Origin of the sequence: Polynucleobacter sp. Nonnen-W13 (assembly GCF_018881735.1) — a bacterium.
Lineage (GTDB): Bacteria > Pseudomonadota > Gammaproteobacteria > Burkholderiales > Burkholderiaceae > Polynucleobacter.
Map to the genome: position 1 here is coordinate 268,879 of NZ_JACVPU010000002.1, position 22,017 is coordinate 290,895.

Consider the following 22,017-nt stretch of genomic DNA (forward strand, 5'->3'; position numbering starts at 1 on the left):
CTAAGAGCCTATAAATGGGAATGTTTACTTTATAGGCTCATTTTTAGGGATACTCAAATGAAATATCTTAAGTACTTTCCCTAGACGCCCTTTTTTCATCACTAGAAGGTCGTATTTCATATTTTTCAAGTAGAACCCAGGTGGCTTTAGGCACCATGTTTTTTATTTTGTGCGGAGCAACATTACGTAAATGAATCACCGATTCAATTGCCTTCATCTCTACCCTTGCTTTAGCAAACTCGAGCCCGCGAGGCCCAAATCTCGGCATTACCCAGGCAAAAATACTTCGCATGAAGTTTGGCATCCGCTGTAATGGCAAGCCACCTGCAGCAAGCTCCACATTTTTCATAAAGCCTTTAACAGGACCTAAACGATTGCCAGCGGAACTCACTGGCTCAAGCGATAGCTCGGTAGAAAGGAGATTTACGAGCTCTTGACCTTTTGGGTTTCGAACAATAATCCATTGCTCTCCCGTGCCTGCCATATACCCCACCGTGATATCCGATAGGGAGTTGACGTAATCAACGCAGGTTTTACAAGTCGTTGGGAAAAAATCTGCGGGCAAAGTGCTAAGAGGTAACTTTAAAAAAGGGATCTCTTGCACTTCACCATTTTTAAATCTCAATTCAACATGGTAGTCGGCTCTAAATTCTAAATACGTAATATCTTCGGGATTGGGACTCAGCAGGCCTAAAAACTGATGGAAGTTTTCTGTTGTTGTGTTGTCAGAGCAAGGAGATCCAATGATGAGTAACTTCTCAAATCCAAGCTCTTTTTCTAATGCTCTTGCAGCGTAGACTTGGCACGGTATTCCCACCATCGCTACTTTTTTATATCCTAACTCTCTTGCCTGCTCAAGATGCTGAATGATAGGTGCATAGCCCATCTTCATACCTCGACACTGAGCCATATCCTCTGCTTTAGTGACGATGACTGGGCTTGGCTTCCAGCGATCCTTGGGGTCAGAACGCATGGTAATAACAGCATCTATTTCCCCTCTCTCCAACAGAACCTCACATAGCCTACTAATAATCCCTGTCCATTGCGCACCAGGCAATGGGTTAATTAGTCGAGCCCTAAACATGTGGAGATAGGCGCCAAAAAATACCTCATCCGAGTTTTCTAGCTTCCGCTCTCTCCCATGAACTGATAGTTCGTATTTTGGGTAATCAGGTTGAATAAATTGACAAGCAGTAGCGCAGCGCTTGGGAGCTGAGGTGCGTGACACTCCACAATCAGTGCATAAGTCCCGATAGGGAAGATCTTGAGTTAAATCATTTCCTACCAATGCTTTATCCAAATCTAGAAATAACACTCTGCTTTATCTTTTGAGCGGAGAGTCCGTAATGATCTAATAGCAGATTGACATCGCCGTGCTCTACATACTCATCAGGCAATCCAAGTTGGAGGGTTTCTATTTGAATATTCTTGTTAGACAACACCTCAAGGCAAGCACTTCCAGCACCCCCCTGAATTGCGCTATCTTCAATCAAGACCAGAGCGTCGTGAGACTGGGCAATAGTCAGAAGTAACTCTTCATCAAGCGGCTTAACAAAGCGCATGTCTACTACAGTCGCATTAATCTCTTCTGCTACGTCTAAGGCGGAATATAAGATTGGTCCAAAGCAGATGAAAGCGATTTTTTTCTTTGGAGGCGCTTCATGACTAATGCTGCGGACTATTCTGCCCTTACCGATGGGTAGCGTTTCTAATGAGGATTCAATTGGAGTTCCAACCCCGGAACCACGCGGGTAGCGTACAGCTGCTGGGCCATTATGCCTATAAGCAGTGCTTAACATTACACGGCATTCTTGCTCATTCGAGGGGGTCATCAGAACTAAGTTTGGCAGGCAACGTAAGAAGGCAACATCAAATGCACCAGCATGCGTTGCACCATCTGCACCAACAATTCCAGCGCGATCAATCGCAAAAACAATCGGGAGATTCTGCAAGGTGACATCGTGTATTAGCTGATCATAGCCGCGCTGTAAAAAGGTGGAGTAAATCGCAACTACTGGCTTTAAGCCTTCACAGGCAATTCCAGCGGCAAAGGTAACAGCATGCTGTTCTGCAATTCCAACGTCATGGTAGCGATCTGGGAAGCGCACCTCAAACTCATTTAATCCAGAACCCTCACGCATGGCTGGCGTAATCGCAATCAGTCGCTCATCAGCAGCCCCCATATCGCACAACCATTCACCAAATACTTGAGTAAACGTTTTCTTACTGGCTTTACCTGCTTGAATTCCTATACTCGCATCAAATTTACCTGGTCCATGATAAAGAATGGGATCCTCTTCCGCCCTAGAATAACCTTTACCTTTTTTCGTAATGATATGAAGAAACTGGGGCCCCTCAGTTTGAGCAAGATGTTTGATGTTTTCTAGAGTAGGAATTAATACATCTAAATTATGTCCATCAATCGGGCCGTAGTAATCAAATCCAAATTCCTCAAAGATCGTGGCTGGACCAACCATGCCTTTTGCATGACCCTCGAGTCTTTTTGCAAACTCTCGTATTGGGGGAGCAACAGATAGCACCTTATCGATACCTCTTTTGGTTGCCGCATACATCGAGCCTGAAATGAGTTTGACTAAATATCGATTGAGTGCTCCAACTGCTGGTGAAATCGACATCTCATTGTCATTGAGTATGACTATCAAAGGCACTTTTTTATTGACGCCAGCATTGTTCATGGCTTCAAACGCCATACCAGCACTCATAGCGCCATCACCAATAATAGCCACCACGCTGCGCTTTTCATTTTTAGTCTTCGCTGCTACAGCCATTCCCAGTGCAGCTGAAATACTCGTTGAAGAATGTGCAGTTCCGAAAGCGTCATACTCGCTCTCGCTTCGCTTTGGAAATCCTGAGATGCCACCGTATTGACGCAGAGTAGACATTCCCTCACGTCGCCCCGTCAATACTTTATGGGCATAGCTTTGATGGCCTACATCCCAAATCATTCGGTCATGAGGGGTATCAAATACGTAATGCAGGGCAATAGCTAGCTCTACCGTTCCAAGATTAGAAGATAAATGTCCGCCAGTACTAGAAACAGAATTGAGAATAAAGCTGCGTAATTCTTGAGCTATTTGAGGGAGCTGATTAGATTCATAGGCCCTCAAATCAGCAGGGCTAGTAATCGTCTCGAGAAGATTGGTGACCTTGAGCATAGTAATTTACTTTGACGTATAGATTGTCGAAATAATCTTTTTGAAATCTTCCAGATTTTCATGGCTAGAATTCTGAAGCGCACAAATTGGGGCGTGCATAAATTTGTTGGCTAGTGCGCTAGCCATTTGAGAAAGAACAATCATTGGATCCTCTCCTTTGGCAATTCTTCTGCCTGCTTTTTCCAGTTCAATTTTTTGATACCGCTCACCCACATCCTGAATGGATTTAATGATGGGCACTACTGCTCTTTTTTCTAGGGCTTGATAAAACTCAATCACTCCCTTTTCAATGATTTTCTCTGCCTCATGAACAGATTCTGTGCGATTGGCTTTGCCTGCACTCACAATCTCGCCCAGGTCATCGATAGAATATAAATAGGCATCTTTAACACTCTTAATCTCAGACTCAAAGTCTCTTGGAACTGCTAGGTCTATTAAGACCATGGGGCGAAACTGTCTTGCCTTCAAGGCCGTTTTAACCATACCTAGACCGATAATGGGCAATGAACTTGCTGTGCAAGATACCACTACATCGTATTCATGTAGATGCTGGGCTAACTCGTGCAAGGGGAATGCTTCAGTGACTAAATTTTGATCAGCGAAGGCTTTAATTAATTCACTACCCCTATCCACCGTGCGATTAGAAATCGCAATCTTTTTGGGCTTCTTGCCCGCAAAATGACTTGCACAAAGACCAATCATTTCTCCTGCGCCGATGAACAGCACATTACATCCATTGATATCGCCAAAAATACGCTGAACCAGTTTGATTGAGGCGCCAGCCATTGATACTGAGTGAGCACCAATTTGTGTGTTGCCACGAACCACTTTAGCTACAGAGAAAGTCTTATCAAATAATGGCTTTAGATATGCGCCAACAGTTCCTACTTGATTAGCACAGTCAATTGCCTTCTTCATTTGCCCCAGAATTTGGGTCTCTCCCAGCACCATAGAATCTAGCCCACTACCCACCCTAAAGGCATGCTTGACAGCATCTGCTGATGTTGCAGAGTAAATATAGGGTCGCAGTGCATTACCTTGAACATTATTTTGCGCTGCTAACCAATCGAAAGCTCTTTTTTCAAAGTCGTTATCTGCGTACTCAATATCATTTGCAGCACAATAAATCTCCATACGGTTGCAAGTCGATAGAATTGCCACTTCAGGGCTACTGTTTGAATTTTTCCCCTGCAAGTACTTACGCAAATCAATCAATGAGTCCTGCAAAATCTCAGGAGCTACAGCAACACTCTCTCGAATATCTATCGGAGCAGTGTGATGATTGACACCAAGATTGAGTAGTTTCATGCTGGCCATGATTTAATAAGCCCCCGGATTGAGAACCAGGGTCTCCCAGTTCAAACACATCGCGATAGTGACCCAAATCAAATAGGGCAACATTAAAAAGGCAGCCAATTTACGAATTGGCCACATGACCGCCATGATTCCTAAGACTGATAGCCACAGAAAACCAGCTTCTATCAGAGACCAATCTGGGTGGTGCATGCGAAAGTAGAAGATGCTCCAGAGGATATTTAAGAAGCTATTGAGCACAAATAGCCCAACCAAAGAAATTCTCTGCGACCTTGTTGGGCGATTGTTAAAAGCAATCATCCAAGCCGCTGCCGATAGTATGAAAATAATGGTCCAGATCAAACCAAACGCCCAATCTGGCGGTTTCCATGCAGGCTGCTTTAATGAGAAATACCAAGGCCCGATTTCTGTCGCCAATCCACCCGCAACAGAAGTAATGATCATCCATGCGGCAATCATCAGCAGGTACTTGCGTTCAAAGAAAATTCTCATGCCTTAGCTAATCCCAATAAATGCCCCATATCTTTAAAGAAGATCTTGATATGAGCTAAAGGCTTTTTGCGCACGAGTTTTTTATTCATATAAGACTCGAAGGTCAGCTTCTGAACATCCTTGTCTTCACACATTTTGACAAAACTCTCGCGACGCTTGTCAGTTGTGTACCAGAAATACTGCATGATCCCTAAAACCCAGAAAGTCATGCGATGCTCTTTCATAAAGCGCTTTCTAGCCAACTGCAACTTTGCGGGATCATTGCTCTCTACAAATTCATATACAGCCTCACCTGCTAACTGACCACCTAGCATGGCGTAATAAATCCCCTCGCCAGATGCTGGCGCGACCACGCCTGCTGCATCACCAGCCAACACAACCTGCTGTCCATCATCCCATTTTTTAAGAGGCTTCATTGGTAAAGGTGCGCCCTCATGGCGGATGAGTTCTGCACCCTCAAGACCCACATCTGAGCGCAGCTTAGCTACGGCATTCCTCAAGGAGAAGCCTTTGTCAGCACTGCCAGTACCAATACTGATCGTATCCCCGTGAGGAAATACCCAGCCATAAAAATCGGGTGAGATCGGCTTTTGATACACCACATCACATCGGGTGGAATCAAAATGATGTGGCGTGTTTGGAGGTGTTTTAATAATTTCGTGATACGCAAAGACGTAATTGGCTTCAGCACAACCCTTTACTCCAGCACTTCTGCCCACTTGAGACTTAGCACCATCAGCACCAATCACTGCTTTAGTAAGAACGCTTTTAATGGCACCAGAATCACCATCACGCGCACCTCTTGTGCGGTAATGAATACGAGCAAGTGGACCTTCACGTGTCAGGCTTTCAAAAAGGCCATCTTCTCGAGTCGCTCCAGCAGCGACAGCGCGCTTGCGCAGCCATTCATCGAATTGTGCTCGATCGACCATGCCAACAAAACCATTCTCAATCGGAATGTCAACCGCTTTGCCAACAGGCGAAACCATACGTGCTGATTTTGCCTTGGCAACTAAGAGCTCATCGGGAATCTCAAAGTCTTTGATTAAGCGCGGAGGAATAGCTCCACCGCAGGGTTTCACCCTGCCTCGCTTATCCAGCAATAAAACTTGCTTTCCTTTTTTAGCCAGTGTTTGGGCTGCCGTAGCTCCTGCTGGACCGCCGCCAATCACCACCGCATCATAAATAAATTCTGTTCCCATTCGCTTTACCTCGTTTGACTCATAGTGCTATTTTTTCTCTCAACTAGAGAGGCCATATATGCTGAAACAACGAACAACAGTGCTTCGATAAAAAAGACGCTGGAGTATGCAAAAGCAGGGTTGGTAAAAATGGATCTTGCTAAATCACTAGCTCCAGCACCAATTAATCCACCCAAGCCAAAGGCAATAGCTTGCGCACCACCCCAAAGCCCGATGCGCACACCCTCTTTGCCGGCTCCACCCACTACTGCTAATCGCATCATGGAGGCAATCGCCGCAATTGAAAAAGCGCCGTTTGCTAATCCAAGCAGAAATACATTAGGCTTTAATGGCCAATCACCTTCTAGCAAACCAGCGAGCACCAATCCGAACATGGCCAATGCGGATGCGAGACAACCGTAAATCATCCATGAACGTAGCGAGCCAAAATATTTGCGTAATCGACTCGATCCACAGACGGCGACTAATAACATTCCGGTCAAAACACCAGCATGCTGAATACCTGAGAGGCTAGTTGTCTCACCCAAGGTGTATTTAAAAACCATTCCTGCAAATGGTTCCAGAATTAAATCCTGCGCACTAAATGCCAGCATCGATAAAAAGATAAAGATCGTAAATCGTTTGGTATCTGGATCAGCCAAGATATCGCTCAAGGCTTTTTTGAAGGAGACTTTTTTATCTATATTTGCTCTACTATTTTGTAGATCATGACCTTCTAGTTTGAACAGAGCTACAAAAGAAAGTGCCATAGCAGCAAGAGAAATGATGCCGGAGATCAAGATCACTTTTTCTGGTTCATACGGATCTAAAAATTTTCCAGCAATCCCGCTTGTCATAGCAAAGCCAAAAATCATCATGAGCCATACCGTTGTAGCAGCAGCTGCTCTACGCTCGTCGCTCACACCCTTAGCTAGTAGAGCTAACAGGGATGTACCGCTCATACTGACGCCAACACCAATAAAGAAGAAAGCAATAATGGCGGAGGCAATCCCTAAGAGAAGATGCACTCCCATTAATGCTGTCGCGATAGCAGCACCAAAACCACCCATCGCCAATAATGTGATGCCACCTAATATCCAAGGCGTTTTCTTAGCCCCACTATCGGACTCAAAGCCCATTCTTGGACGAATGACTTGCACAAAATAATGAATCGCCACTAAGAAGCCTGGGAGACTCGCTGGCAAGGCTAGCTCGACCACCATGATTCGATTTAGAGTTGATGTGGTCATCACCACAATGGCTCCGATACAAGCTTGAACAAGCCCAATACGTACGATACTCAACCATCCGAATGTCGAGAGATTTAATAGTGGTTGACTGATTGCTATGCTCATATTAGCCATCCATTCCTGTTACTGCAAAAGCAGAAACCATCATTCCGGTAACTAAGACAGGCACTCCAAAGCCACTATAAAAAAGTGCTTTCTCTATGGGCCGCTTTAAAAAACCTCTTAATAAAATTACTTGCACCACGATCAGTAGACCGATGACTAAGGCATATATTTCCTTATTCCAAGATAGCAGCAGGCATAGCACCACTACCTGCGGAATCAACATGAATGCAGCTGCAACTTGCGCCGCTCTTTTGGCTCCGAGTTGAACGGGTAAGGAGCGCACACCCATTTGCCGATCACCCTCAATCGCTTTAAAGTCATTTAAAGTCATGATGCCGTGAGCACTTGCGCTGTAAAGGCCGGCAAGTATTAGCGATGGTTTATTTGGCATTAGGCCACCTGATAGCAAGGTGGCACCCGTGACCCATGCCAAACCTTCGTAACTAATTCCGCACGCAAGATTACCAAGCCAACCGTTATTTTTAAAGCGGATCGGTGGCATGCTGTAGAGCCAGGCAAGCACTAAGGCTAATAAGGTTGCGGCGAATCCAATCGGACCCAAGTAACTTCCAACCCAGATAGAAATCAAAGACCATATGATTGCGATGTATAAGCCCCAACGACCAGGTATGCGACCAGAAGGTATTGGCCGCATAGGTTCATTGATCGCATCTACGTGTCGATCAAACCAATCATTGACCGCCTGACTAGAAGCACAAACTAGCGGACCAGTGAGAGCCAATCCGACAAGAAAAATCGGTAAATTGTCAGCAATTTTTTCACTGCCAGTGATAGAGCCACAAGCAAAGGCCCACATTGGCGGGAACCAAGTGATGGGCTTTAAAAGCGTCAAAATTGCTTTAGGATCAGGCAGATTCATGTAAATGATTTTGTCATTGACATTTAAAAGTGTCAATTAAATTTGACACTTTTATCGCCTGTTTTTACAAGTGAAAACCCTTATAGAACAGCACTTAGGAGAAAAAAGAGAGGTTTAGGCTGCCCTGAGAAGCTCTTTTGGGAGAGAAAAATTCACCGCTTCTTCAATTCCCTGGAGTGGTGAAACAGTTCCACTGGAAAATAGGCCAATAGCTTCGACGATTTGCGCTGTTAATGCCTCTGGGGCAGAAGCCCCTGCTGTTACGCCAATATTGCGAACCCCTTCAAACCACTCGCCTTGAAGTTGAGATGGGTCATCTACTAAATACGCGGGTACATGCATGCTTTCAGCAAGCTCTTGGAGCCGCTTAGAGTTAGAGCTATTTGGACTGCCCACCACTACCACTAGATCTACCTGAGGAACCATTGCTTTGACGGCATCCTGACGATTCTGAGTGGCATAGCAAATGTCTTGGCGTTTTGGTGCATGAATATTCGGGAACTTTTCCACCAATGCTTGAGTGATTTCTTGTGTTTCATCAACCGATAAGGTTGTTTGAGTGACATAAGCTACTGGCACATTTTCTTCAAAGTACAGCTGGGCAACATCTTGTACGCTCTCAATGAGATAGATCGAAGAATCAATCTGACCCATCGTACCCTCAACTTCCGGGTGACCACGATGTCCAATCATGATGATTTGATATCCACGCTCTTTTAAGCGGACCACTTCAGCATGCACCTTGGCTACCAAAGGGCAAGTCGCATCAAATACCTTGAATTGACGATTATCCGCCTCAATTCTGACGGCCTGTGAAACCCCATGCGCACTAAAAATCAGAATGGCGCCCTGAGGAGCATGCTCCAATTGATTAATGAAGACTACACCACGAGATTCGAAATCTTTAACAACATAGGCGTTGTGAATGATTTCATGCCGAACATATATTGGGGCACCATAAATTCTGAGCGCCTCCTCAACTATCAAAATAGCCCTTTCAACTCCGGCACAAAAACCGCGGGGTTGAGCTAAGAAAATAGTTTTTTTTGAAAGCATATTCGAATCAAATTAGTGATTTTTTTTGTAGCCCCACTTCCAAAGTAATTCACTTGGAAAGGGCAGAATTAAAAAGAGGTGCTCTAATAAACCAAGGGCTAACAGGGTTCCTAGCAAAGCATACGAGGCCCTATCGAAGGGCGAAGAATCCAATCCTGCACTTGACCAGATCGGGATCAATATCATCACCGAGACTAAAACAGAAAATGGCATCAGGAAGTTCATTGCCCTACGTCTGAAGTAGGTGACTAAGTACTGTAGGTGCTGTGGCAAGAAAGACTCATTAAAATTAAGGACGCCCAAAAAGATATTGATCTTCGTACTCTGGCGCATTCCCCATAGGATGACAAAGGTCCAAAATCCAGTTTGATTCACTGAATCTAAATTAATGAAAAAAAGAATCATTCCTAAGCTCAGCAATGCCAGCTCGTGATAATTGATCGTCTGAAATGCATACCATGCTCTGGTCATGGGGCTCAGCCCACTAGGACATTCTGAACGTCGTGATCCAGTGATGTAGCCCAAAAGAAAGGCCAGCTCTTGCCATCCCCAAATGATGATGGCACAAGTGAATGAACAGTAAGCACCAGCAATAGTCGCCTGCTGACTGGAGATAGACAAGCCCCAAAAGGCAAGCAATAAAACGCCAACCGAGACTACAAATATGGATTTAAAAAAACGCTTTGGAAGGCTATGCACCTTCAAAATAAGCCCTGTGCTAAACCACCATATAAAAACGGTGAATATCAGCGGGCTTATCCAAAAATACATAGTGAATTACCAAACAGGTGCCATACGAATATCACTCGGTAATTCATTTGGCACTACTGGCAACATATAAAGACGTAAGAAGGTAGCAGTAGCCGCAATTGCTAGAGCACCTCGTTTGATAGCTGAAAAGACACCACCAACCTGCTTCAAATGATCTACTTCATCTGAAATTTTTCTCAGCTTTTCAAAACACTCCCAAATTCTTGGATCATCTAAATTGATAGTGAAAGGGAAAACCTGCTTAGTGATATCAGAAGTAATTTCTAGTACCTTGCGGTCATAGTCTGTTGGTGATACCCCAAGCGCTTTATGAAACTCAGGCCTGGAATGATCACGCACATACATCGTTGCGTATACCGCCAATAAGAAGAATCGAATCCACAGTCGATTACCACCACTGAGCAACTTCGGAGTGGAACGCATTAATAAAGCAAAGGCCTCACCATGACGGAATTCATCATTACACCATTTCTCAAACCAGAGAAAAATCGGATGAAAGCGCAATTCTGGTTTGTTTTGAATAATTCGATAAATCGTGATGTAGCGGGCATAGCCGATTTTTTCAGATAAGTAGGTTGCATAAAAAATAAACTTTGGTTTAAAGAAGGTATATTTTTTAGTTCTTGCCAAAAATCCTAGATCAACCCCAATACCAAAATCTTTGAGCCACTGATTAATAAAACCGGCGTGTCTACTCTCATCACGAGCCATGTATGAGAACAGGTCTTTTAGGTCGGGATTCTTGATCGACTTTTTAATCTCTGAATAGAGAACACAACCTGAGAATTCTGAAGTAATTGAACTAATTAAGAAATCTAAAAACTCTTGATACAAGCCCTCTGGCAAGTGGGAGTAGTCCTTAGACATATCATCAGGACGCTGAAAGTGAGCCTGATTAATATCGGAATCAAATTCTTGCATGAGCTTATCCCACTCGGGCTTTACTGAGCTGATATCAAAACGATCCATCTCATCAAAATCAGTGGTGTAAAACCGAGGACTTAGGATCGTACTCTCTAGTGCGCGATCGGTTGATTCATTAATGGGGCGAAGCGCTTCCATGGTGGGGGCATTAGCACTCATACTTCAATACCTTTAGTCACAATAAGGGGTTGGGTGTGCACTACTGGGCGCACTCTGGGATATTTTTTCGCTTGACTGAATCGAGTAGTAGAAAAGCTGACCTCGTATAACAAGGTAATTTCGAGTCTTGCAGTGAGATATACCCACAAACGCGATAACCAGCCAGCCTTAGAGACAGTTGCTGTTCTTTGATAGCTCAAGACCTCACCAAACGGTAACTCTACAATCGGATCATGGACGAGTACCTGATCTCCTGGGCCGACTTGAACGCCGTCAAGATCCACATGAGCATATAGATACTCTGAAGTATTGGACATATCTACAGAACATTTAACCAGCTGTTTAGACATCATTGCCCCGCGCTATTTAAAAATGCAGCAAACTGCGCTGCGTTATCTCGACCAAATGACTCCAAATCAATGCGATTGCCTGTTGCTAGATCTACCAAAGTCAATCTACCATCAGAACGACTAATTAATTCAAATGCATCATCGCTGGTAATTTGGCGAATGCGACGTTCACGAGCCAATGCTCGTAAAATCCCCCTTACAAAACCAGCCTGACCCTCTACTTGTGCAATCATTCTCCCATTAGAAGCTGATATAACCCCTACTGAGCCATCAGGGAGATCCCTAAAAAACAATGTTTTTTTCGCGATCACACTGGCGTCTACCTGCGTTTCCGCTTTACCAGACTGAACTGCATTGGCAACTACGAACACTACTCCCACCAAAACCATGACCACAAATACTGCAATATAGTTTTGAATGCGGATAGGATTCATGCGCAAAATCATGCTACCTCTGCCCCTGAGTAAGGTGTATTTACCATCGATGGATTGCGTTGAGCAGCTTGAACTGATCGAGCAATGACATTGTTCTGGGTAGCCCAAGCATCAACCAAAATTTTGGCAACTTCGGAGCAGTTTTTAATGCACCGGAGAGTAGGCTGAGGGCTGGCCCAATGTGATGGTCTGGAATGCGGCCATAAGTGAAATATCGCAATTTTTGTATCTTTACTTAACTTCAGAGAAATATCTCCCGTACCCTGCTTGGTGACACAGCAATCTGCCGACTCAATCATCTTGAGCGGGAAATTAAAAGTCATATTCAACACAATTCCAATACGCATGACTACGCGCTTATTGGTGATGGTGTAGACCGCAGTTGATGCCATCAAATAAGCAAGCAGAGCAACTAGGGATAAACCAATGGCTGAAAAAATCGTAATCCTTAAGGAGGAGAAAAATATCGCACTGAGGGACTCTCCATCAGTAACGCCAGTAACAATCTGATAGAGCAAGATCAAGCCAAAATAAATCAAGAGCCCTTTGAGGTGAAACACTCGCAGAAGCATCGCCTTTACATCAGGCGAGCCCTGCCACAAAATACGCTCGCCCTCAGGCAACTTTTCAGGAAGTCCTAGCTCTGGTTCAAATTCATGCTCTGGACTACTAGGAATGTTCAGGCTCATATTAACGGCTCCTGACGATCGGGAGTGGCATATAAAGTGCCGGCACCAAAGTACGCCATGATCTTCTCTTCTTCCAGCAAGGTGATTTCCTCTGGATTTTTTGTTTTTGGCACAGCTGCAAACTGATCTGCAAGAATTGACTTCACCCGAATGTCTTGCTTGCCAATACGTGAAAAATTCACTGGCAATAGGACTGTCGCACCCTTTGCGTCAACCTCTAGGTAGCGAATCATCATTTCCATATGGTCAACCCAGACGTCTTTCACAACGCCGGCTTTATGACCATCTGCACCAATAACACTCAAGCCAATCGGATTAATATCCTGCTTTGCAATTGCGAAATCATTTAACTTTCTCAGTGGACGAATTCGCGCATGACCCTCTAGATCATAATCAACATGATCAGCACGGTTAGCATAGGAACCTGGCCCAACTCCTGCTAATAATGGATTGCCAATTGGGGCAATAGGCGCACCATTCCAAGGATGAATTGGCTCCGCTGATAGGCGCTCAGTTTCAGGCGGGGTTTCTAAGGGAGCGTAATAAGTTTTGCCAAATTCTGTGACAAATTTTTTCACCCTTGGCATGCCAAGAATTCCGTCTTCGCGTCGAACCTTACCGAAGCGCTCAGTTTCCAGTGGAAATCCTTCTCGTTTACTTTCCAATGTTAGGTATATAACAAGACCCACAAAAAAAAGTAGGAATAGATAGAACACCACTTGAGCGACATCTATATATTGTGTAATTGCACCAGTACCCATTTTTTCTCTCCTTCTTTAATAAACTAGCTTGGAAAATCAGCTAGGCCAAACTTACTCATTTTTGAAATATCCAGGTTTCGCTTTTGGGCTACTAGTGGACCTAACGCGATCAAAGTAATAAACAACAAATAAATCTCAATGTGATAAACAAAGCTATACCCAGTAGCGGGACTCATTAACGTAGAACCAATCACTCCACCCATCGCTAAATCGGAGATGAGATCACGAATGACACCTCCCAGTGACATGCCAATTCCAGAACATGTTGCTGTTACCGCTCCCCAAGCACCAATGACCATCCCAGTTTTATTCTCCTGATCCATGCTCATCGCTATAGTGAGCGTACTGACTGCAAACAAGCCGCCACTAAAACCAATCAGCAGAGCACCGAATCTAAAGAGGTTTGGTGAGCCCAAGGGCTCTGAAAATATCACCATGGTGAAGGCAATCAAGCCAAGTAGCAGGCCAATTGCAGAAATTCTGTAGGCGTTATAGCCTTTGCTTAACCAGCGTGCAGATAGCGTAAATGCCAGTAAAGATCCGCAGGCAATCAGCGCGGTCAAAAAGCTGGTGGCAGATACATCCAATAAAAGTATTTCTCCGCCATACGGCTCCAAGATAATGTCTTGCATGCTAAAGGCAGTGGTTCCAAGACCCAGCATGATGAGGAAGCGGCGAACCTGTGGCGCCTTAATGAACTCGCTCCAGCTTTGTGAGAATTTTGGCTGGACAATAGATGGTGCAGTATTTTTAGGCTGTCTTGCCTCTTGCTTCCATAAAGCAAACAGATTGAGTAGCAAGGTAATGAGTGCAACTCCCTGAATCACCTTAATTAGCTGAATCGGACTAAATGGATCTAGAAAGACACTAAACATCACGCCACTTAAGACCATGCCAAAGAGCAGCATCACATACATCATTGCTACAACACGTGGTCGATTTTTAGCATCTGCCAGATCGGTAGCAAGAGCTAAGCCAGCAGTTTGGGTAGTTTGCATTCCTGCGCCGACCAGTAAAAAAGCCAACGCACTACCAAGGTAGCTAAACCAAGCTGGCCAGTGAGTATCTCCAGACAAGATAATGAGCGCAAAAGGCATGATGGCTAGGCCACCAAACTGCAACCAGGTTCCGATCCAGATATAAGGGACTCTTCTCCAACCCAATATGGATCGATGGGTGTCTGACTTATGTCCAATCAAGGCTCTAAATGGTGCAAAGATGAGTGGGAGGGCAACCATTAAGGCCACCATCCAGGCATCCATGTGCAGTTCAACAATCATGACACGGTTTAAGGTGCCAACCAATAAGGCTGTGGCCATACCTACCGAAACTTGGAACAAAGATAGCCTTAAGAGGCGGCTCAGAGGTAAATCTGGGGTCGCCACGTCAGCAAAAGGCAGAAAGCGAGGATCAATCCTCGTCCATGTCTTAGCCATCTTTGACAGATTGATCATGATACTTTTTCAATCTCCATGAGTTGTGACTTATAAAAACCACTGGAAACTAATTGGGTATGGGGAATCTTCCAATCCACAAACCAGGGTGATTGATCTATTAACTTGCTTAGTTTATTTTGGCTTATAGGCTCTATAAAAGGTGCCCGATCTTTTCTAGGAAAGAGACGGCCAACACGAATCATGATTTCCAGCGGCAAGGTACTTGGCGCAAAAGTAAATACAATCTTATTTTTAACTCGTGGGGCCAACTTTTCCAGCACAACTAACATATCAGTCGCGCAATAATGGATCATCGAATCCATGCCCACAACGTAATCAAATTCACCTAAGCTGTCATCAAGCATATCGCCAGATCTAAAGTCAATATTTTGACGATCAGCTGGAGCAATCCTTTCTCTAGCCAGCTCAATGAGATTGGGCGATAAGTCAATCGCAACAATACTCGCCCCTTTTTTCGCTAACTCGAGGGCCAAAGCGCCGGTGCCGCAGCCCGCATCCAAAATCCGCTTGCCAGCCAATGACTCTGGTAAGCGAGCAATTAGATTTGAGCGCATTTGATCACGCCCTGCCCTGACTGTTGCCCTGATTCCGCTAACTGGAGCATCAGAAGTTAATTTTGCCCAAGCATCATTTGCAGTCCGATCAAAATAGTCCTGCAACTTACTACGTCTATTTAAATAAGAAATAGCACTCATGATTAGTCAAATCCCAGTAAGTCAAATATTTCACGGTCTTTGAGTGACTCTGTCAGCAAAGGATCGTCGTCTAAAAGTAGGCTAGCAGCTAAACGCATGTATTCATCTTTAACCTTCTCAATCTCCGGGGTCGATTCCATTTCAAAAACGGTACATTTTTTGAGGCGGCTTTTACGAATCGCATCGAGATCTGGAAAGTGCGCCATTGTTTTTAAACCTACCCGCGTATTGAACTTATCAATCTGGTCTGTATCCGCGCTTCGATTAGCGATCACGCCACCCAAACGCACGTTATAGTTTTTTGCTTTAGCACTGATAGCCTGAACGATGCGATTCATGGCAAAAATAGAATCAAAATCATTCGCCGCGACAATGAGGGCTCTGTCAGCATGCTGTAACGGGGCAGCAAAGCCACCACACACCACATCGCCTAAGACATCAAAAATAACAATGTCGGTATCTTCGAGTAGGTGATGCTCTTTCAAGAGCTTTACAGTCTGACCTACAACGTAGCCACCGCAACCGGTTCCCGCAGGGGGGCCACCAGCTTCTACGCACATCACACCGTTAAAGCCTTCGTAGACAAAGTCCTCTACTCTGAGCTCTTCCGAGTGAAAATCGACTGACTCTAAAATATCAATGACGGTAGGGACTAGTTTTTTAGTCAACGTAAAAGTGGAATCATGCTTTGGATCGCAGCCAATCTGAATGACTCGCTTACCTAGCAATGAAAACGCTGCAGACAAATTAGAAGAGGTTGTACTCTTACCAATTCCCCCTTTGCCATAAATGGCAAATACTTTAGCATTCCCAATTTTTTCATTGGGGTCTAGGTGAACCTGTAAGCTCCCCTCGCCATCGGTTGGTTTACTTCGAGTGTTAATCGAAGAAACTGGCACACTAACTGTATTCATTAAATAGGTACTCCCTCATAAACGCCTTCAAGTCGATCTTCAAAGTCATTAGCAACGCGACGCAAGGTCTCTAATACTGATGGCTCTGGCTTCCAATAATTTCTTTCTGATGCTTCCAATAGTCGACTTGCAACTTTTGCTGATGAAGTTGGATTGAGCTTCATCAATCGCTCCCGCATTTCTGGATCCAATATGAATGTTTGTGTTAGATGCTGGTAAACCCAAGGCTCTACCTGACCAGTCGTAGCAGACCAGCCAACAGTGTTAGTCAAATGGCTTTCTAATTGACGAACACCTTCGTAACCATGTTTGAGCATCCCTTCGTACCACTTTGGGTTCAACATGCGTGAACGGGTCTCTAGTGACACCTGCTCATTAAGGGTTCTGACTACGGCAGTACCGCGAGTTTGATCGCCAATATATACGGGTGCTGCTTTTCCACCTTTTGCTCTTCTGACCGCTCTACTAACACCACCCAAGGTATCAAAATAAGTATCGATTGTGGTGACGCCAAGCTCAATGGAGTCAAGGTTTTGATAAGTAAGCTCAACATCAGCAAGGATATTATTAAGAAGCTCACTTTGCAGCATAGGGACACCAGTTCTGCCATATGCAAAACTTTTGCGACGAGTATAAGTTTCAGCTAACTCGTTTTCATCCTTCCATAAGCCGTTATCAATCATCATATTGACATTGGCGCCATAGGCACTCTCAGCATTACCAAAGACACGTAGCGCAGCAGTCTCAAGATCACAGCCGTTTTGAGCTTGATAAGCTAAGGTATGTTTTCTAATAAAGTTCTGCTCAAGCGGCTCATCAGCACAAGCCGCTAAGTAGGCTGCCTCTGCAAGGATACGGATTTGCAAAGGCATCAAATCTCTGAATATGCCTGAAATCGACACCATGACATCAATTCTGGGTCTACCCAACTCTTCTAAAGAAACTAGTTGAGCGCCAGCCAATCTACCGAAGCTATCAAAGCGTGGTAACGCCCCCATCAGCGCCAAAATCTGGGCAATCGGTCCGCCTTCAGTTTTTAAGTTGTCAGTACCCCACAACACCATCGCAATCGACTCTGGCAGTGGATTGCCATCGGCTTTATAACGCTCCAAGAGCATATTTGCTTGAACCAGACCATCCTTCATTGCAAATTTACTCGGAATACGGAATGGATCGAAGCCATGAATATTTCGACCAGTTGGCAATACCTGCGGGTTACGAAGGACATCGCCACCAGGTGCCGGGCGAATATAGCGCCCCTCTAATGCCTTCATCACACCTTGCATTTCGCTATCGGCCTGTAACTCCTTGTACACCGCCAGCAATTCTTCTAGCTCAGCACGTAGTGCAGGAGTCAGACTCATTTTTTGGGCTTTTACAAACTGCTCCAAACTGTCGCTATTAATCAGCATTTCAATACTAGCTCGATCAATATTTTTGAGTTCACCCTCTTGAACAGATAAAAAGCTCACCAACATATCCAAACTCTGTTCCATGCTCAGCGGGCTGCCAAGCACATGAAGTCCGTAAGGAATCAAGGTGTACTCCAACTCCAGAATTTGTTCATTCAGATGCATCACAATCTGGTTTACTTGGCTTGCGCTTAAATTTTTCCAAGCCGGCTCTTGTGAGGAAAATTCGAGTTCAACTGCTTGTGCTTGAATTGAATTCAGTAACTCTTGCTCGGTTTCGCTCCACGCTTGCGCTGTTTCATTTGGAACCAACTTACGCCAGTGCTCAACTGCTTCTTTAAATTCCAGCAAGCCTTGATATAGGCCAGACTGTGAAACAGGTGGAGTTAAGTAGCTAATTAAGGTTGCGCCAGCACGACGCTTGGCAATAGCACCTTCCGATGGATTGTTTGAAGCATAAATATACAGATTTGGTAAATCATGAATCAGGCGATCTGGCCAGCATGCACCTGACATCCCCGATTGCTTACCCGGCATAAATTCGAGTGCGCCATGGGTACCAAAATGCAATACCGCTGAAGCTGCAAAATCTTCGCGAATATAACGATAAAAGGCGGAGAAAGCATGAGTCGGTGCAAAACCTTTTTCATACAACAAGCGCATTGGATCGCCTTCATAACCAAACCCAGGCTGAAGGGCTACAAATACATTACCAAACTGTTTACCCAAAACAAAAAGTGAGGATCCATTGCTCAGAAAGTTTCCAGGCGCTGGGCCCCACTGCGCTTCAATCTCTTTTAACCAAGGCTCGCGACGAATGTGATCTGCCGCACCGATCTGGGCATGTACATTAGCATCTGTACCATGCTCTTTCGCATTGCCAATCAGAATCATGTCCCGAAATTCATCGATGGATGCAGGTACATCAACGCTATAACCTTCTGCTTTAAGGCTTTTTAGGGTATTGAATACGGATTCAAAAACACTTAAATGAGCGGCAGTACCAACCCTTCCCGCATTTGGAGGAAAGTTAAACATCACCAGAGCCACTTTGCGATCAGCACGCTCAGCTTTGCGTAAGGCAATGAGTTTTGATACACGTGCAGCTAACATCGCTGTACGTTCGATGCAGGTATGCATGTCATGACGATTAATGCTGGCCTCAAATACGCAGCCTTTATGACAACCTTTGCACTGCACATCTGCATCACCTGCTCTGCCACCAAATACCATCGGGACAATCGCGCCATCGAGCTCAGGTATGGCAATCATCAGAGTGTTTTCTACGGGCAATAATCCTCGGTCAGAGCTACCCCAGTCATTGAGTGTCTGAAACTCTAAAGGCTGCGCCGCGAGATAAGGGACATCTAAAGAGGCAAGCACTTCTTCCGCCGCTTTTGCATCGTTATAGGCAGGCCCACCTACCAAGGAGAACCCAGTAAGAGATACGACCGCATCAACTACTTTCTCGCCATTCTGATAAAAGAATTGATCGATAGCCGGTCTTGCATCCAAGCCCACTGCAAATATCGGCAGTACTTGTAGTCCTTGCGCCTCAATTGCAGCGATAACTGAGTCATAGTGCAAGGTATTGCCAGCCAAAATATAGGATCTGAGCAACAGCAAACCAACGCGACCCTTAGATTTCTTATCAGAAACCAATTTAGGCAAATCATCGATAGACTCACTCATACGACCTTTGAGCCGTGGGTGATAAATGCCATTATCTGGATAGATGACTGGCTCAACTAGCTTTTCTTTGGTCCTTAAAACTTCTCTTTCACCAGCGGCATAGCGATTGACTAAGTTGGTCACCATATGGAAGAGGTTCTCTTCGGAACCACCTAACCAATATTGCAGCGTTAAGAAATAGGCCCTGACATCTTGCGCATTGCCTGGAATAAATCGCAGAATTTTTGGCAGGCGACGCAACATGCGCATTTGAGCTGCACCACCAGTTTGAGACTTCTCTTTATTTCCGCGTAAACGCTTTAGTAAGCCCATCAAGCCAGTTGCCGGCTTACCCATATCAAACCCACCCATGCGAGTCAGGGAAACCACTTCACCTGCTGACATGGCACAAATCATGGCATCACATTCATTGCGCCGAGCTTTTAAGGCTTCAATCACTGGTTTGTAGTGATCTTCCATAAAGAGCATGGTCACAATCAGAATGTCTGCAGACTCAATATCGGTAATGCAGTTTTCTAGAGCTTTAGCATCCACAGTCCAACTAGAAGCCGCATGAATACTTAGCTCTAGACTTGGTAGCTTTTTCTTCAGAGCATAGCGAGCTCTCTCTGTCGCACTACTCAAGTGCGTATCCATCGTAATGATGGAGACTCTCATGGGGATTTTCTTATCTGCCATAGTGAGCCTTTGCATCGTAGAGCGTTTCAATAGTGATATGGCTAATACCATGCTCAACTGCAAATTTCTCAGTATTGCGTCGTGCTTTGCCTCTAACGAAGAATGGAATTTTTCCCAATTCTTTTTCCGCTTCTACATCCCATAATTTTGCTGGCTCTGTACCGTTAAATGTCTCTGCATTTACCTGGGTATGACTGACAACTGGAGCGACCTCATTGGATTGTGCATCCGGTGAGTGCAGATTTTCTTTCACGGCTGCTGAATGACCTAGATGAGAAGGTGCTGCCTTGGCAGTAAATTCAAAATCATCGCGGAACATCATAATCAGATGCTCTTCAAGACCCATCATAAGTGGATGAATCCAGGTATCAAACAATACATTGGCGCCCTCAAATCCCATCTGTGGTGAGTAGCGCGCTGGAAAGTCTTGAACATGGACTGGCGCAGAAATTACAGCACAAGGAATGCCCAATCTTTTAGCGATATGACGCTCCATCTGCGTACCTAGGACCAAGTCCGGAGTAAGTTCAGCTACCTTTTCCTCAACTTCTAAATAATCATCGGTAATTAAGGCTTCTACCTCGTACAGCTTGGCAGCTTCACGGACTTCGCGGGCAAATTCACGACTATAGGTGCCTAAGCCAACTACCTTAAAGCCAATTTCTTCTGAGGCGACCTTTGCAGCAGCAATGACATGACTTGCATCGCCAAATATAAATACACGTTTATCGGTGAGATAAGTGGAGTCGACTGATTTTGCATACCAATGGGCCCGCTCATCTTGAGACTGTAAAAAAGCCTCCGGATTGATATTGGCCAATGCAGCCACTTCTTGAACAAAGGCTCTAGTTGCTTTAGTGCCAATCGGAATGGTCTTTGTGAAAGGCTGCCCAAATGTTTTCTGTAGCCAAGTGCATGTGAGTTGAGCAACTTCTGGATACAGCATGACATTAAAATCTGCCTGAGGTAATTGGGTGATATCTGCAACTGAGGCATTGAGCGGTGCAACCACCTTCACCTCAATACCCATCACCTCTAATAGAGACTTGATTTCTTGAATATCGTCGCGATTTCTAAACCCTAATGCAGTAGGTCCAAGAATATTGCAGCTAGGCTTTTGATCTTGTTTTGCATTATTAGCTCGTACCTCTTGATACTGCTGAGCACTCACGGACTTATCAACTGGAAGCAATCCACGAACAATGTGATAGAAAGTTTCTGAAGCACCCCAATTTTCTTTTTTCTGATATGAAGGCAATTCCAGTGCAATGACAGGAATCGGCAAAGTAAGCGCTCTTGCCAAACCACCTGGATCGTCCTGAATTAACTCTGCAGTGCATGAAGCGCCCACGATCATGGCTTTAGGCTGGAAACGTTCATATGCAGAATTGACAGAATCCTGGAACAACTGCGCCGTATCCCCACCTAAGTCTCTTGCCTGAAATGTTGTGTAGGTAACAGGTGGACGGGTTTTAGCGCGTCCAATCATCGTAAACAATAAGTCAGCGTAGGTATCACCCTGTGGTGCATGCAAGACATAGTGCAAATCGGTCATGGAGGTAGCGATTCGCATGGCACCAATGTGCGGCGGGCCTTCATATGTCCAAAGTGTCAGTTGCATGTGAGC

The 22,017-nt window shown here is 44.9% G+C and carries 19 protein-coding genes; all 19 read right to left on the reverse strand.

Annotated features, from left to right (window positions below):
* Positions 1–67 precede the first annotated feature (67 nt).
* The 19 genes from ICN27_RS06695 to bchB all read right to left on the reverse strand — a co-directional run bounded on the left by ICN27_RS06695 (position 68) and on the right by bchB (position 22,011).
* A complete protein-coding gene (locus ICN27_RS06695) occupies positions 68–1,315 on the reverse strand; it encodes a Coenzyme F420 hydrogenase/dehydrogenase, beta subunit C-terminal domain (protein WP_370624490.1) in 1,248 nt (415 codons plus the stop codon).
* On the reverse strand, positions 1,293–3,176 hold the full coding sequence (gene dxs, locus ICN27_RS06700; RefSeq protein WP_216269436.1) for a 1-deoxy-D-xylulose-5-phosphate synthase: 1,884 nt from the start codon (positions 3,174–3,176) through the stop codon (positions 1,293–1,295). Before dxs ends, ICN27_RS06695 begins: the two co-directional genes overlap by 23 nt.
* 6 nt (positions 3,177–3,182) lie before the next feature.
* Positions 3,183–4,484: a glutamyl-tRNA reductase gene (hemA, locus tag ICN27_RS06705; protein WP_216269437.1), complete on the reverse strand. Its 1,302-nt coding sequence runs from the start codon at positions 4,482–4,484 to the stop codon at positions 3,183–3,185.
* A 12-nt stretch (positions 4,485–4,496) separates the two neighbouring features.
* Positions 4,497–4,982, reverse strand: a complete 486-nt coding sequence (locus tag ICN27_RS06710) for a TspO/MBR family protein (RefSeq protein WP_216269438.1) — start codon at positions 4,980–4,982, stop codon at positions 4,497–4,499.
* The gene (locus ICN27_RS06715; RefSeq protein WP_216269439.1) at positions 4,979–6,184 is read right to left on the reverse strand and encodes a geranylgeranyl diphosphate reductase; all 1,206 of its coding nucleotides are present in this window, start codon (positions 6,182–6,184) and stop codon (positions 4,979–4,981) included. Before ICN27_RS06715 ends, ICN27_RS06710 begins: the two co-directional genes overlap by 4 nt.
* A gap of 5 nt (positions 6,185–6,189) precedes the next feature.
* Positions 6,190–7,518 (reverse strand): BCD family MFS transporter, encoded by a 1,329-nt coding sequence (locus tag ICN27_RS06720; RefSeq protein ID WP_216861254.1) that lies wholly within the window; start codon positions 7,516–7,518, stop codon positions 6,190–6,192.
* Position 7,519: 1 nt separating this feature from the next.
* Positions 7,520–8,398: a chlorophyll synthase ChlG gene (gene chlG / locus ICN27_RS06725; RefSeq protein ID WP_216269440.1), complete on the reverse strand. Its 879-nt coding sequence runs from the start codon at positions 8,396–8,398 to the stop codon at positions 7,520–7,522.
* Between the two features lie 114 nt (positions 8,399–8,512).
* Positions 8,513–9,454, reverse strand: a complete 942-nt coding sequence (gene ispH, locus ICN27_RS06730; RefSeq protein ID WP_216269441.1) for a 4-hydroxy-3-methylbut-2-enyl diphosphate reductase — start codon at positions 9,452–9,454, stop codon at positions 8,513–8,515.
* A gap of 12 nt (positions 9,455–9,466) precedes the next feature.
* The gene (puhE, locus tag ICN27_RS06735) at positions 9,467–10,225 is read right to left on the reverse strand and encodes a putative photosynthetic complex assembly protein PuhE (protein ID WP_216269442.1); all 759 of its coding nucleotides are present in this window, start codon (positions 10,223–10,225) and stop codon (positions 9,467–9,469) included.
* Between the two features lie 6 nt (positions 10,226–10,231).
* Positions 10,232–11,308 carry a magnesium-protoporphyrin IX monomethyl ester (oxidative) cyclase gene (acsF, locus tag ICN27_RS06740; RefSeq protein WP_215307722.1) on the reverse strand — a complete coding sequence of 359 codons (1,077 nt, stop codon included), beginning with the start codon at positions 11,306–11,308 and terminating at the stop codon, positions 10,232–10,234.
* Positions 11,305–11,625: a hypothetical protein gene (locus ICN27_RS06745; RefSeq protein WP_216269443.1), complete on the reverse strand. Its 321-nt coding sequence runs from the start codon at positions 11,623–11,625 to the stop codon at positions 11,305–11,307. The genes acsF and ICN27_RS06745 overlap by 4 nt, the downstream gene beginning before the upstream one ends.
* Before the next feature lie 32 nt (positions 11,626–11,657).
* The gene (gene puhC, locus ICN27_RS06750) at positions 11,658–12,092 is read right to left on the reverse strand and encodes a photosynthetic complex assembly protein PuhC (protein ID WP_255535060.1); all 435 of its coding nucleotides are present in this window, start codon (positions 12,090–12,092) and stop codon (positions 11,658–11,660) included.
* Positions 12,093–12,100: 8 nt separating this feature from the next.
* Positions 12,101–12,781, reverse strand: coding sequence for a photosynthetic complex putative assembly protein PuhB (puhB, locus tag ICN27_RS06755; protein ID WP_216269445.1), 681 nt, complete (start codon positions 12,779–12,781; stop codon positions 12,101–12,103).
* The gene (puhA, locus tag ICN27_RS06760) at positions 12,778–13,542 is read right to left on the reverse strand and encodes a photosynthetic reaction center subunit H (protein ID WP_215307730.1); all 765 of its coding nucleotides are present in this window, start codon (positions 13,540–13,542) and stop codon (positions 12,778–12,780) included. The genes puhB and puhA overlap by 4 nt, the downstream gene beginning before the upstream one ends.
* Positions 13,543–13,565: 23 nt before the next feature.
* Positions 13,566–14,996: a BCD family MFS transporter gene (locus ICN27_RS06765; protein ID WP_216269446.1), complete on the reverse strand. Its 1,431-nt coding sequence runs from the start codon at positions 14,994–14,996 to the stop codon at positions 13,566–13,568.
* Entirely contained in the window at positions 14,993–15,694 is a 702-nt protein-coding gene (gene bchM, locus ICN27_RS06770; protein ID WP_216269447.1) for a magnesium protoporphyrin IX methyltransferase, read from the reverse strand. The genes ICN27_RS06765 and bchM overlap by 4 nt, the downstream gene beginning before the upstream one ends.
* A gap of 2 nt (positions 15,695–15,696) precedes the next feature.
* The gene (bchL, locus tag ICN27_RS06775; protein ID WP_215307735.1) at positions 15,697–16,608 is read right to left on the reverse strand and encodes a ferredoxin:protochlorophyllide reductase (ATP-dependent) iron-sulfur ATP-binding protein; all 912 of its coding nucleotides are present in this window, start codon (positions 16,606–16,608) and stop codon (positions 15,697–15,699) included.
* The gene (locus ICN27_RS06780) at positions 16,608–20,390 is read right to left on the reverse strand and encodes a magnesium chelatase subunit H (RefSeq protein ID WP_216269448.1); all 3,783 of its coding nucleotides are present in this window, start codon (positions 20,388–20,390) and stop codon (positions 16,608–16,610) included. Before ICN27_RS06780 ends, bchL begins: the two co-directional genes overlap by 1 nt.
* The gene (gene bchB, locus ICN27_RS06785; protein WP_216269449.1) at positions 20,380–22,011 is read right to left on the reverse strand and encodes a ferredoxin:protochlorophyllide reductase (ATP-dependent) subunit B; all 1,632 of its coding nucleotides are present in this window, start codon (positions 22,009–22,011) and stop codon (positions 20,380–20,382) included. Before bchB ends, ICN27_RS06780 begins: the two co-directional genes overlap by 11 nt.
* Between the last annotated feature and the right edge of the window lie 6 nt (positions 22,012–22,017).